Consider the following 12,753-nt stretch of genomic DNA (forward strand, 5'->3'; position numbering starts at 1 on the left):
AATGGCGTCCCCTAGGGGACTCGAACCCCTGTTACCGCCGTGAAAGGGCGGTGTCCTAGGCCACTAGACGAAGGGGACACGCTACCCGGAACACATGGTGTGTGTTTCGGTGCCCAGAGCCGCATCCGAAGACTTGGTTCTGGTTTCACTCAGCCCTGCCCGAAAGCAACGCTGTTTAAAATTGGAGCGGGAAACGAGACTCGAACTCGCGACCCCGACCTTGGCAAGGTCGTGCTCTACCAACTGAGCTATTCCCGCATTGGCGTCCCCTAGGGGACTCGAACCCCTGTTACCGCCGTGAAAGGGCGGTGTCCTAGGCCACTAGACGAAGGGGACACACGTACTGCATTCACTCCCTGCTTCGTTTCGCTGTGTGCTTTACGCTGCAAGTGGCGCGCATTCTATGGATGGATTGAGAGGTCGTCAACCCCCTGATATAAATTTATTTAAATCAATGACTTCGCCCTGCTTTTGGGAGCCGTTGCGGTTTTTCCGCGGCCCGGCGTTTGACGCTTATATTCTGGCACCCGCCAAGACGTTATAGTCCACCCAATGATGGCACTCTGCGAATCGAGTGCCATCATTCATAGAAACGGGGCTGCGGCCGATATAAGCACAAGCATGTCCGATCCAACCCGTCGTGCGGGCCAGGGCGCTCAAATGCCAAGCCACCCGACTCGCATGCGTAACCTATAAAGAGGTCTTACCGGTGACGCCACTCATGATCACCCTGCTAATCGTAGCCGGGATCGCCCTGTTGATCGCCATTGGCTACATGAACCATGTGGTGGAAAACAACAAGCTGGAAAAGGCCCGTACCAAGATCGAGCTCAACGATCGCCTGCGACGCTGCGGCGAGATCACCGAGACGTTCCCCGGCCAGCTGATGACCCCGGCACTCAAGCTGCTGTTGACCCGCCTGGAACTGAACGTCTGCCAGCGCCTGCTCAACCTGGAAAAATCCAGCGCCAACCTCAAGGCACGGATCGCCGAGCTGGAAGCCCTTGTCGGCCAGGGTGAATCCATCCCGGTCAACAATCCGCCAGCACCGATCCAGACCGAAGCCAAGGCCAAGGATGTACGCTTCCTGCTCGAAGCCCTGCACGGCCAGATCACCCGCGCGGCACAGGACGGCTTCCTGGCCCCCAACGAGGCCAAGCGCTGGATCCGTGAAGTGCGCCACATCCTCGTGTTGCTGCACATCGAGTTCTTCAACAACCTCGGCCAGCACTCCCTGCAGCAGAACCAGCCCGGGCAGGCTCGCCTGGCATTCGAGCGCGGTGTGCAATACCTGCGCAAACAACAGGAACCACAGGTCTACGCCGAGCAACTGGAATACCTGGAAAAACTCCTGGCCCGCGCCAATGACCAGGTCATGGATCGCATCGCGCCGGTCGAAGGCGAGATCAACCAGTTGACCGAAGGCTTAAAAGACGTCGAGGCCGACGCGGACTGGAAAAAGAAAGCGATCTACGACTGATCAGCGAAAACCACTGTAGGAGCGAGCTTGCTCCGGGCGGCGTTCCGACGATGGACGCAAGAACGACGTGTATAGCCAGTAGACACGCGTTCTCCTTTACGACCATCGCGAGCAAGCTCGCTCCTACAGGAAGCTTTCAAAGCCTGAAATGCCCCACCATCCCCTTCAGTTCAACCCCCAGTTGCGCCAATTGAATACTGGACGCTGCATTGCCCTGCATCGCCAGCGATGACTGATCTGCACTGGCGCGAATGCTAGTGACACTGCGGTTGATCTCTTCGGCCACCGAGCTCTGTTCCTCGGCCGCCGCGGCGATCTGCTGGTTCATCTGCTGGATCAACGATACCGCCGCCGCAATACTTCCCAGCGCACTCTCGGTCTGCAAGGCATCGCTGACCGCCAGCTTCACCAACTCGCCACTGCTCTGGATCTGCTGCACCGACGACTGCGCCGCCGAGCGCAAAGCGCTGACCAGGCGTTCGATTTCCTCGGTCGATTGCTGGGTTCGCTTGGCCAACGCGCGCACTTCATCGGCCACCACCGCAAAACCCCTGCCCTGCTCGCCGGCCCGGGCCGCCTCGATCGCCGCGTTCAATGCCAGCAGGTTGGTCTGCTCCGCCACGCTTTTGATCACACTCAACACCGTGCCGATATTGTGGATTTCCGCACTCAGGCTTTCGATGCTCGAACTGGCGGAAGTGGCCGAATCCGCCAACTGCTCGATCCGTGCCATGCTCTGGCGCACTACCTGCTGACCGCTTTCAACCTTGCCGTCAGCCGTTTGCGCAGCCAGGGCCGCTTCCTCTGCATTGCGCGCGACATCATGCACCGTGGCGGTCATCTGATTCATCGCGGTGGCGACCTGCTCGGTTTCCTCCTTCTGTGTGCTGACTTCGAGGTTGGTCTGCTCGGTCACCGCCGACAGCGACTGGGCGGAAGTCGCCAACTGTTCGATACCCGACTGCAAGCCGCTGACGATATGACTGAGCCCCGCGCCCATTTGCTGCATTGCCTGCATCAACTGACCGATTTCGTCGCGGCGGGTCACGTCAATGGTCGCACTCAAATCCCCCGAGGCAATCTGCTGCGCCACCTGAATCACGCTACGCAGCGGTGCCACGATCAATCGGGTGATGAACCACGCGGCAACCAGCCCAACCAGCAAGGCCAGGGCGGAGGAGCCAATGATCAGCAGCGAGTTCTTTTTCAGTTCAGCCTGCATCGCCTGGTCTTGCGCGACATAAGCCTGATCCACCCGCTCGACCACTTGGGCTGCGCGTTGGTGCAATTGCTGATAGACGGTTTTTTCCTGTTCCAGCAGGTCGGTGTACTCGGCGAGTTTGTCACTGAAACTGGCGATATGACCCGTCACCTCATTGAGGACGGTCTGGTAACCCTCATCCTTGATCGTGGTCTTGAGCTGCTCGGCCTGGGTCAATGCCTGGCTGGCCTGTTCGATCTTGCCCTGCCCGGCGCTGTCGTCGCCTTTGCGGCTTTGATCCAGACGCACGCGCGCTTCATTCATGGCTTGCAGCATCAAGCGTGAAACCTGGCTGACCTGGCTGGCCTGCTCGATGAATTGCGCACCGTCCTTGCCTTCGGAATCTTTCAGGGTATAGGCACCGTCATCGGCGAGCCCGGACTGCAATACGTCAAGATTATTGGCCACGCTGGACACCGACCAACTGGCCATTTCCAGCGCCAGGTCCTTGGCCTGGGTGAGCGAGACAAACTCGTCGAAGGCCTTGCGATAGGCGCCCAAAGACTGTTCGACATCATTCATCACCGGCATGTTGGCCGCAGACGCGGCCTTGAGCTGGCCGGCCAGGGCGATCAGGCCATCGACGCCCTCGTGCAGGGCATCGACGGTTTTCGGATTGCCGTGCAAGGCGTATTCCTGCTCCAGCAGCCGCACCTTGAGCAAACCGCTGTTGAGCGATGACATTTGCTTGAGCCCGTCGAAGCGCTGGCTGATGGTTTGCAGGGACCACACGCCAATGCCCGCCACCAGCGCAGTCAACAACAGCACCAGGACAAACCCGATACCCAGTTTTTTTGCCATACCGAGGTTGGCAAAACGTCCTTGCACGCCCGAATTCATTGCACTTAGTCCCCTGCCAAAGTCTGTAGACGCAGATTCGCAACGGGCCAGTAGCAACACAAGGCTCTGGCACCGGAATAATGGCAAAAAGCTACATCAACGTCGCTTTCAGAACGCTGGAGGTCGATCCCGGGCAGTGGCCTGAAAGAACGCACGGGCACGCGGGTCGCAGGCATAGGCCACGTTGATACGCTGCCAGTCACTGGCCTCACCCGAGGGGTTGAAGGCGGTCTTCGATGACAGCAGTACACCCAGGCGCCGTGCCTGGGTCCGCACCTGATCGTAATCGGACACTCCTGATCGCGCCCAGATGAACAGGCCTCCCGCCGGTTTGCCGAAAATCTCCCATTCGGTATCTTCGAGCAATTGCAACACCGCCAACCGGTCGCTGTTCAAGCGTTGGCGCTGACGCTGCACCAGTTTGCCGTAGGCACCGTTAGCCAACAGGCACGCCACCACCGACTCGCAAAATCGTGAGGCGCCCATGCCACTGATCATCTTGACTTCGGCCAGACGCGTAATGACTTCAGAGCCGGCCACCACGAAACCGACCCGCAAGGAACTGCTGAGGGTCTTGGAATAGCTGCCGACGTAGATCACGTTGTCGTCCAGCGCAGCCAGTCGCGTAGCGCAACCGCTGCGCAAATCCGCATAAACGTCGTCTTCGATCACCTGCACGCCAAAGGTCCTGGCCAGCTGCAGCACGCGGCGCGCTACCGCCGGTGCAAGGCTGCTGCCCGTCGGGTTGTGATAGAAGCTATTGATGACCAGCCCCTGAGGCCGGTGTTTGACCAGCACCGATTCGAGCATGTCCACGTCCGGCCCCCGCGGTGTTCGCGGCACCTCGACCATGTGGATGCCGTGCAGCCTGAGCAGATCGAACAGCACCGGATAACCGGGACTCTCCACGGCCACACAGTCACCGGCCTTGAACAGTGTCCGCACAATCAGGTCGAGCCCCTGACTGGCCCCCGCCGTGGTCATGATCCGGTTGTCCTGCACCGGGATATCCAGCTGCCTGAGGCGCTTGAATATCTGTTGTCGCAAGGCTGGCAATCCCAGCGGCGTGCTGTAGTTGAACAGGCTGGCCGTATCGGTACGACTGACTTGCCGAATCGCATAAATCAGATCGTCCGTCTCGCGCCAGCTTTCAGGCAGCCCGCCACAGCCCAGCCTCAACTCACTCGAATAAGGCCCGTTCTCGGGCTCAGCCCCCTCGAACCACACAGGCTCGTGCCTTGCACCCGTAGTCAATGCCGGGTCGGCAACCCTATAGCCGGCCCCATGACCTGACACCAGCATCCCCTGCGTCACCAGCCGTTCGCAGGCCTGGGCAACGCTTGACTGACTGAGCAAATTGATCCACGCAATCTGTCGCACCGAAGGCAGGCGCGTACCGGGCGATACCCCGCTGGAACGAAGCCAACAGGTCAGCGCGTCAACAATTTGCTGTACGACGGGCACCAGCGCCTGTCGGTCGATTCTCAATTCCATGAGCAAGCAAACTCCTGTTGATTTTGCGAGCAACAGTTAATCACAGGAGTGTTCGAATACATGTGCGACAACGCCGCCAAAACCCATTGCTCTAATCATTTGAAACACATTGCCCGGTGCCTTTGTGAAACCAAAAAACCTGTGGGAGCTTGCTCGCTCCCACAGGTTCCGGGTGTACTCGGTATCGGCGCGTCGCTTAAAACGCGGTAACGCCACCGTCCACGGCCAATGAGTGACCCGTAGTGAACGCCGCGCCATCGCTGCACAGGTACAGCACCGCGCTGGCGATCTCTTCGACTTTGCCGATGCGACCGACCGGATGCATGGCGTTGGCGAACTCGCCTTTTTTCGGGTCGGTTTCATAAGCGCGACGGAACATATCCGTGTCGATCACCGCCGGGCACACCGCGTTGACCCGGATCTTTTTCTTGGCGTACTCGATGGCCGCCGACTTGGTCAGGCCGATCACCGCATGCTTGGAGGCGGCGTAGATGCTCATTTTCGGCGCGGCCCCAAGGCCGGCCACCGATGCCGTATTGACGATCGCACCGCCCCCTTGCGCCAGCAGCAGCGGCAATTGGTATTTCATGCACAACCAGACGCCTTTGACGTTGACCCCCATGATCGCGTCGAACTCGTCGAGCGTACCTTCGGCCAGCTTGCCTTTCTCTATTTCGATGCCGGCATTGTTGAAGGCATAGTCGAGACGACCGTAAGTATTGATCACCTCATCCATCAAATTTTTTACATCGCTTTCCAGGGTAACGTTGCAGCGTACGAAGGTCGCTTCGCCACCGGCTGTACGAATCAGCGCCACCGTGCCCTCACCGCCCGCCGTATCCATATCGGCCACCACTACCTTCAGGCCCCCGGCGGCAAATGCCTGGGCGGTCGTGCGGCCAATACCGGCCGCCCCGCCTGTCACCACAACCACCTGGCCGGAAAACGTCATGCTCATTGCTATGTCCTCGAAGAGAAGAATGCGGTAGGGCCAGTCTAGTCATGAAGGTCTTGAACACGGCAGCACTATCAAGGCTCCGGTTGGGCGCCCATGATTTGCAGTGATGGAACTGCCGTACCAACTATCACTGCACTGGATCAACCTGCATTCGCCGCATCAGCCGAACTTGCGGCATCGTCGCTGACCGGCTATCAACAAAGCTTCATTCATCTTGAGTGCCTGCCATGACCTCCCAGACCAATCGCCAATTCCTGCTCGCCAAACGCCCGGTTGGCGCGGCGACCCGTGAGACATTCACTTATCAGCAAGTGCCGGTCGGCGAACCGGAGGCGGGTCAGATCCTGGTTCAAAACGAATACCTGTCCCTGGACCCGGCCATGCGTGGCTGGATGAATGAGGGCAAGTCCTACATCCCGCCGGTCGGGCTCGGCGAAGTCATGCGCGCCTTGGGTGTGGGCAAAGTCATTGCCTCGAACAACCCGGGGTTCGCGGTCGGGGATTACGTCAACGGCGCCCTGGGCGTGCAGGATTTCTTCCTCGGCGAGCCGCGAGGCTTCTACAAGGTCGATCCGAAACTGGCACCTCTGCCACGTTACTTGTCGGCACTGGGGATGACCGGGATGACGGCGTACTTCGCCCTGCTCGACGTCGGCGCTCCGAAGGCCGGTGACACCGTGGTGCTGTCGGGTGCGGCTGGCGCCGTGGGCAGCATCGCCGGGCAGATTGCCAAGATCAAAGGCTGCCGTGTGGTGGGCATCGCCGGCGGCGCGGACAAGTGCAAGTTCCTGATCGATGAACTGGGTTTCGATGGTGCTATCGACTACAAGAGCGAAGACGTCCTTGCCGGCCTCAAGCGCGAGTGCCCGAAAGGCGTCGACGTGTATTTCGATAACGTCGGTGGCGACATTCTCGACGCGGTGTTGAGCCGCCTGAACATGAAGGCGCGGGTGGTGATTTGCGGTGCCATCAGCCAGTACAACAACAAGGAGGCGGTCAAGGGCCCGGCTAATTACCTGTCGCTGCTGGTCAACCGCGCGCGCATGGAAGGTTTTGTGGTGATGGACTACGCCGCCCAATACGCCAGCGCTGCACAGGAAATGGCCGGCTGGATGGCCAAGGGGCAGCTCAAGAGCAAGGAAGACATCGTCGAAGGACTGGAGACTTTCCCGGAGACGCTGATGAAATTGTTCAGCGGGGAGAATTTCGGGAAGTTGGTGTTGAAGGTTTAAAGCAGAAGATCAAAAGATCGCAGGCTACGCCAGCTCCTACATGAGATTGGATTCCTCTGTAGGAGCTGCCGAAGGCTGCGATCTTTTACGCCAGTTCAGCCACGACCGAAGCCAGTGCCTTGGCCGGATCCGCCGCCTGGCTGATCGGACGACCGATCACCAGATAGTCGGAACCGGCATCCAGCGCCTGGCGTGGCGTCAGAATACGGCGCTGATCGTCCTGGGCGCTGCCCGCCGGGCGAATCCCCGGGGTCACCAGTTGCAGGGACGGATGCGCCGCTTTCAGCGCCTGGGCTTCCAGGGCCGAGCACACCAGGCCGTCCATCCCGGCTTTTTCCGCCAGGGCGGCCAGGCGCAGGACCTGCTCTTGCGGCTCAATGTCCAGACCGATACCCGCCAGGTCTTCACGCTCCATGCTGGTCAACACGGTCACGCCGATCAGCAGCGGTTTCGGACCGCTGCGCTGATCCAGCACTTCACGGCACGCGGCCATCATGCGCAGACCGCCGGAGCAATGCACGTTGACCATCCACACGCCCATTTCCGCAGCTGCCTTGACGGCCATCGCGGTGGTGTTCGGGATGTCGTGGAACTTGAGGTCCAGGAACACTTCGAAACCCTTGTCACGCAGGGTACCGACGATTTCCGAAGCGCAGCTGGTGAACAGCTCCTTGCCGACTTTGACCCGGCACAGCTTCGGGTCCAACTGATCGGCCAGCTTCAGCGCGGCGTCACGGGTAGGGAAATCCAGGGCGACGATGATAGGAGTCTGGCAGGCGGACATGAGTGGGCTCTCAGGCAAGTCGAAATCGGCGCGCATTGTAGCGGAACCAGCGCCGCTGCGGGACCCGATGATCGGTAAATCGTCGCGACGGCTCAGGCAAGACTAGCCCTTGAGGCCATTGTGTCGAGTCCGATACAGACACGACACGCCCGCAACACCCGGGCTCGCCACCCTCGGCAACCGCAACAGGTCCTTGCAACAGCACTTCCGGTGGCGTTGGCCTGGGCATGACCATTGCCTGTTCCGACCAAGAGGCCCTAAGCAGAATACAAATCTCAGGGCCGGCGATCTTCAACCCGTGCCTGGGTCTTGCTCCAGTCGATCAACAGGCTGTAGGCCACCGCCAGCAATGTCGGGCCAATGAACAGGCCGATAAAGCCAAAGGCAATCAACCCGCCAAACACCCCAAGCAGCACAATGACCAGCGGCAGATTACCGCCACGGCTGATCAGGTACGGTTTAAGCACGTTGTCGACACCGCTGATGACGAATGTGCCCCAGATCCCGAGGAATATGGCCATCCCGTACTCGCCTTTCCAGGCCAGCCACGCGGTCGCTGGAATCCATACCAACGGCGGGCCCATCGGAATCAGGCTGAGCATGAACGTCACGATACCGAGCACCAATGCACCCGGTACACCGGCAATCAGGAACCCGATCAGCGCCAGGGTCGCCTGGGCCGCCGCGGTGCCGATCACACCGTTCACCACCCGCTGTACCGTGCCCGCCACCAGTTCAATGTAGTAGCCGGCCCGTTGACCGATCAGCCGCTCCAGCAACGTGTGGACAAACGCCGCCAGGCGCGGCCCGTCACGATAGAAAAAGAATACGAAGACGATGCTCAGGGTCAATTCGAGAATACCGCCGCCGATCTGCGCGCTGCGCGCCAGCAACCAGTTACCCACCTGCCCCAGATAAGGCTTGAGCGACATCATCATCGCCGCGCCTTGCTCATCGATGCTGTTCCAGATCCCGACCAGCCGCTCGCCCACCAGGGGAATCGAACCCAGCCACACCGGCGCTTCGGGTAGCCCCTCGACCTGCGCATCCTTGATGAATGCCGTGGCATCTCGCACATGATCGGCAAGGTTGAAACCCAGCCACACCAGCGGTGCCGCTACCAGCACCATCCACCCCAGCGTCAACAATGCCGCCGCCAGCGACTCGCGGCCATTGAGCCAACGGGTCAGCAAGCGCATCAGCGGCCAACTGGCAAATGCCAGGACCGCCCCCCAGAACATCGCCGACCAGAACGGCGCCATCACCCAGAAACTCGCGCCGAACAACACCACGAGCAGGATCTGCACCAACAGGCGATCATTATTGATCATCAAAAGTCTCGAAAAAATCAGTCCGCAAAAGAGTAGGCGAACGCGGCGTACACGTTCGCCCGGTACAGCCTAGCGCAATAACTCGATGTGCAGGCCAGAGCCTTCGGCACTGCCGGTTTCCATCCGCGCGGCACGCACGCCCTGGCCAATCAGGGCCTGACGCCAGGCTTCGGCGTTCGCTCCGGAAATACTGACCCGCAAGGTGGTGTCCAGATTCAGTCCGCGAGAAATCAGGCGTAGCCAGGTCTCGTCAGGCGCGTCGCTCAATGTGGGAAAGTCGAGTTCACTGGTGCTCTTGAGTTCACGCAGCAAGGTCGCGGAGGTCGGCAATAACTCGCCCAGCGGCGCCGAAGCGTCGAACTGTTCGACATGCAGGTAGGCTTTGCGATTACCGCGGGTGATGCTGTACAGCGCAACGAGCGTGTTGTCCCGTGGAGCGGCAAGCCGTAGCAGCAAATAGGCTTGTTGATCGTCGGCACCGTACAGCTTGGCGTTGCCGAAGACTTGATTGGCCCAGAGGCTGCTTTCACCGCAATCGCGCGCCTGGCACCAAAAGAGCAACCCGGCGCCCTGTTGTTGCAAGGCCTCGCGGGCAGCGGTGAACGCCTCGATGGATGGATGCTCCGATGGCAACTCATAGGTCACCGAAGTGACGTTGCCACGGGCACTGATCTGACCGTCGAAACGTAACTGGCCACTGATCTTGCGGATCGAGCCCAAGGGATAGATCCGCTCCAGTTCGGCTGCGGGGCGATAGTCGACAATCTGGGCGTCGGTCATGCGCGGCACTATTGGCAGGTCCTGACTGCCCGGAATATCAGCGGCGAATAACAAGGGACTGACACTGCACAGCACCAGCAAACTGAATGAACGCATGGATAGACTCATCGGATCAGCATGGCCTGGGCACCCTTGATGACACTGGCTTCATCGGCGCGTTCCGGTACCTGCAGACCACGCTGCACCGCCGGCCGGTCCTCCAGGGTTGCCATCCAGCGTTGCAGCGCCGTCAAGCCCTCCACCGAGACGCCCGACCACTCGTAGCCGCGCACCCATGGAAAGGTGGCGATGTCGGCAATGCTGTACTGATCGGCGAGGAACTCCACGCTTTGCAGCCGCGTGTCGAGCACTTCGTAGAGGCGACGGGTTTCATGCTGATAGCGGTCGATGGCGCCCTGGAGTTTTTCCGGAAAGTAGCGGAAGAACACGTTGGCCTGGCCCTGCATCGGGCCGATGCCGCCCATCTGGAACATCAGCCACTGCAATACCAGCGAACGTCCCTTCGGGTCGCTCGGCAGCAGTTTTCCGGTCTGTTCAGCGAGGTAAATCAGGATGGCGCCGGATTCGAACACGGCGAAATCGCCGTTGGCGCGATCGACAATCGCCGGAATCCGGCCATTGGGGTTGATCTTGAGGAAGTCCGCAGACTTCTGTTCCTTGTTGTCGAAACTCAGGGCATGCACCGTGTAGGGCAGGCCGAGTTCCTCGAGCACGATAGAGACCTTGTGGCCATTCGGGGTCGCAGCGGTGTAGAGATCTATCATGGTTGTCTCCCTTTTCAACCCGCCAAGCCTCGACAGTTGCCCGACGCAAGTCAAGGAATGGCGAAAAACCGATTGAAACAGTCTGCGACAAGATCGGCACCGGACTCGTCATTGAGGTGCAAATGGTGGCCGCCTGGCAGCTGTTCCCGGCTAAAGGGTAGACGCTCCAGCAATTCCGGGTGTTTGGCGAGCATGCCGTCGGCAGCAACCACCAGCTTTGCGGGACACCCTATACGCTGGACGAAGGCCATGGCCTGTTCGGTGGTAAGACGTAGCGGCGATGGCAACGTGAGGCGATTGTCGGTGCGCCAGGTGTAACCGCCCGGTACCGGCATCAAGCCCCGCTGGGCCAGCAACTCGGCGGCTTCGCGGCTGACCGCGACCAAACCCTTCATGCGCGCTTCGATGGCTCGGTCGAGGGTGTCGTAGACCGGTTTGCGCTTTTCCCGCAGATCCAGTTGCGCCTGCAGGGCCATGCCCATTCGCTCGGCAGCGTTTTCACCTTTGTCTGTAGGAGGAATGATGCCGTCGATCAACGCCAGGTGGGTGACCCGCTCGGGCATCGACCCGGCGATGATCAGCGAAGCGATGGCGCCCATCGAATGCCCCATCAGCGCAAATCTGCGCAGTCCAAGCTGTTCGGCGACCTGCAGCACATCGTGGGCATAGTCCCACATGGCGTAACCGGCTCCCGGCGGGCGATGCCCGGAATGACCGTGACCGGCCATGTCCAGGGCGATGATGCGCAGGCCTTTGAGCTTCGGCGCCAGACGGGCAAAGCTGTTGGCGTTGTCCAGCCAGCCATGCAAGGCAATGACCGGCAAACCGTCTTCAGGACCAAACAGGTGCGCCGCCAGTTCGATGTGCGGCAGGCTCAGGCGGACTTCTTCGACGGCGTGGCTCATGCGCAATCCTGTTGTCGACGGCCGTCCCAGCGGTAGAACAGGCCTTTGAGCATTTCAGCGGTATCAAGGGGACGTTCGAGCGGAAACATGTGGCCACCGGGCATGGTCAACGACTCGCCCAACGGCAGGCGGTCGACCGAACTGGCGTGATGGCGCATCACCACGCGGCTGTTGTGCCCGCGAACCACCGCCAGCGGCACTTGCAACTGCCGGGTGCTGCCCGGGCTGGTGTGCGGCACGCCGCGATAGATGCTGATTTCCGTGGCCGGGTCGAACCGCAGGCGCAGCTTGTCATCGACCTGGTGCAAGCCATGTTGCAGGTAGGCATCGAAGCATTCCGGGTCGAAGCCGCGAAACAGGGTTTTACCGGCGAAATACCTGCGCGCGCTTTCCAGGTCGGCGAACTCTTCACGACGACCGAGGGTCCGCCCGGCCGGGGTCAAGCGGTCGATGAAACCGAAGCGTTTGGCCGCGCGGATGACCCATCGATCGGTTCGGGTCAGCACTGGCGAGTCGAGCATCACCACCCCGCGATACAACTCAGGACAGCGCAAGGCCGCATGCAGGTGCAACACGCCACCGAAGGAGTGACCGACGCCCCACACGGGCTCGGCCTGTTGTTGCAGGTGATGGATCAGCTCATCCACCAGGTTGTACCAGTTGTCGTCCGCCGGAAAACGCGGGTCGTGTGCGTGCTGCTCCAGATGCGTCACCTGAAACTCGGGTGCCAGCGCCGCAAACAACTTGCCGTAGGTCCCCGAAGGAAAACCATTGGCGTGGGCGAAAAAGATCTGTTGCGACATACCTGCAAATCCATGAGCGAGAACAGGTATTGATTGTCCGCAAGACCGCGTCCTGCGGCAATGACCGTAACTGCCAGGAATGATGACAGACCTGCCGTGGCTATGACGTCACTGCGGGCGG

General features: G+C 60.3%; 11 protein-coding genes, 3 tRNA genes and 1 pseudogene. 2 read left to right on the forward strand and 13 right to left on the reverse strand.

Annotated elements, in window-relative coordinates; all coding sequences use genetic code 11:
- Positions 1-2 precede the first annotated feature (2 nt).
- From AC1DKH_RS11755 to AC1DKH_RS11765, 3 genes are all read right to left on the reverse strand, one after another.
- Positions 3-78: transfer RNA gene (locus AC1DKH_RS11755), tRNA-Glu, on the reverse strand.
- Between the two features lie 104 nt (positions 79-182).
- Positions 183-258 (reverse strand) — tRNA-Gly (locus AC1DKH_RS11760).
- A 2-nt stretch (positions 259-260) separates the two neighbouring features.
- Positions 261-336: transfer RNA gene (locus AC1DKH_RS11765), tRNA-Glu, on the reverse strand.
- Between the two features lie 385 nt (positions 337-721).
- On the opposite strand from AC1DKH_RS11765, the gene AC1DKH_RS11770 reads away from it, so the two are divergent.
- Positions 722-1,480 carry a hypothetical protein gene (locus AC1DKH_RS11770; protein WP_477798241.1) on the forward strand — a complete coding sequence of 253 codons (759 nt, stop codon included), beginning with the start codon at positions 722-724 and terminating at the stop codon, positions 1,478-1,480.
- A 136-nt stretch (positions 1,481-1,616) separates the two neighbouring features.
- On the opposite strand, the gene AC1DKH_RS11775 is transcribed toward AC1DKH_RS11770, so the two are convergent.
- The 4 genes and pseudogenes from AC1DKH_RS11775 to AC1DKH_RS11790 all read right to left on the reverse strand — a co-directional run bounded on the left by AC1DKH_RS11775 (position 1,617) and on the right by AC1DKH_RS11790 (position 6,033).
- A complete protein-coding gene (locus tag AC1DKH_RS11775; protein ID WP_477760418.1) occupies positions 1,617-2,498 on the reverse strand; it encodes a methyl-accepting chemotaxis protein in 882 nt (293 codons plus the stop codon).
- Positions 2,478-3,581: pseudogene (locus AC1DKH_RS11780) on the reverse strand (HAMP domain-containing protein); the annotation flags it as partial. The gene AC1DKH_RS11775 and the pseudogene AC1DKH_RS11780, both read right to left, overlap by 21 nt.
- Before the next feature lie 108 nt (positions 3,582-3,689).
- Entirely contained in the window at positions 3,690-5,075 is a 1,386-nt protein-coding gene (locus AC1DKH_RS11785) for an aminotransferase-like domain-containing protein (RefSeq protein ID WP_477798242.1), read from the reverse strand.
- Between the two features lie 196 nt (positions 5,076-5,271).
- Entirely contained in the window at positions 5,272-6,033 is a 762-nt protein-coding gene (locus AC1DKH_RS11790; protein ID WP_477798243.1) for an SDR family oxidoreductase, read from the reverse strand.
- Between the two features lie 227 nt (positions 6,034-6,260).
- Here AC1DKH_RS11790 and AC1DKH_RS11795 point away from each other — a divergent pair, with 227 nt between their 5' ends.
- A complete protein-coding gene (locus tag AC1DKH_RS11795; RefSeq protein WP_477764801.1) occupies positions 6,261-7,265 on the forward strand; it encodes an NADP-dependent oxidoreductase in 1,005 nt (334 codons plus the stop codon).
- An 85-nt stretch (positions 7,266-7,350) separates the two neighbouring features.
- Here AC1DKH_RS11795 and pyrF read toward each other — a convergent pair whose 3' ends face one another.
- From pyrF to AC1DKH_RS11825, 6 genes are all read right to left on the reverse strand, one after another.
- Entirely contained in the window at positions 7,351-8,049 is a 699-nt protein-coding gene (gene pyrF / locus AC1DKH_RS11800; RefSeq protein WP_162488913.1) for an orotidine-5'-phosphate decarboxylase, read from the reverse strand.
- Positions 8,050-8,324: 275 nt separating this feature from the next.
- Positions 8,325-9,380, reverse strand: coding sequence for an AI-2E family transporter (locus AC1DKH_RS11805; protein WP_477764802.1), 1,056 nt, complete (start codon positions 9,378-9,380; stop codon positions 8,325-8,327).
- Positions 9,381-9,449: 69 nt separating this feature from the next.
- Positions 9,450-10,256 carry a DUF4892 domain-containing protein gene (locus AC1DKH_RS11810; RefSeq protein WP_477798244.1) on the reverse strand — a complete coding sequence of 269 codons (807 nt, stop codon included), beginning with the start codon at positions 10,254-10,256 and terminating at the stop codon, positions 9,450-9,452.
- A gap of 8 nt (positions 10,257-10,264) precedes the next feature.
- Positions 10,265-10,924: a glutathione S-transferase family protein gene (locus tag AC1DKH_RS11815; RefSeq protein WP_477754392.1), complete on the reverse strand. Its 660-nt coding sequence runs from the start codon at positions 10,922-10,924 to the stop codon at positions 10,265-10,267.
- Positions 10,925-10,974: 50 nt separating this feature from the next.
- Entirely contained in the window at positions 10,975-11,829 is an 855-nt protein-coding gene (locus AC1DKH_RS11820; RefSeq protein WP_477798245.1) for an alpha/beta hydrolase, read from the reverse strand.
- Positions 11,826-12,632: an alpha/beta fold hydrolase gene (locus tag AC1DKH_RS11825; RefSeq protein WP_477764804.1), complete on the reverse strand. Its 807-nt coding sequence runs from the start codon at positions 12,630-12,632 to the stop codon at positions 11,826-11,828. The genes AC1DKH_RS11820 and AC1DKH_RS11825 overlap by 4 nt, the downstream gene beginning before the upstream one ends.
- Positions 12,633-12,753: the final 121 nt, after the last annotated feature.

The sequence above is a fragment of the Pseudomonas sp. 05L36 genome, from assembly GCF_056398125.1.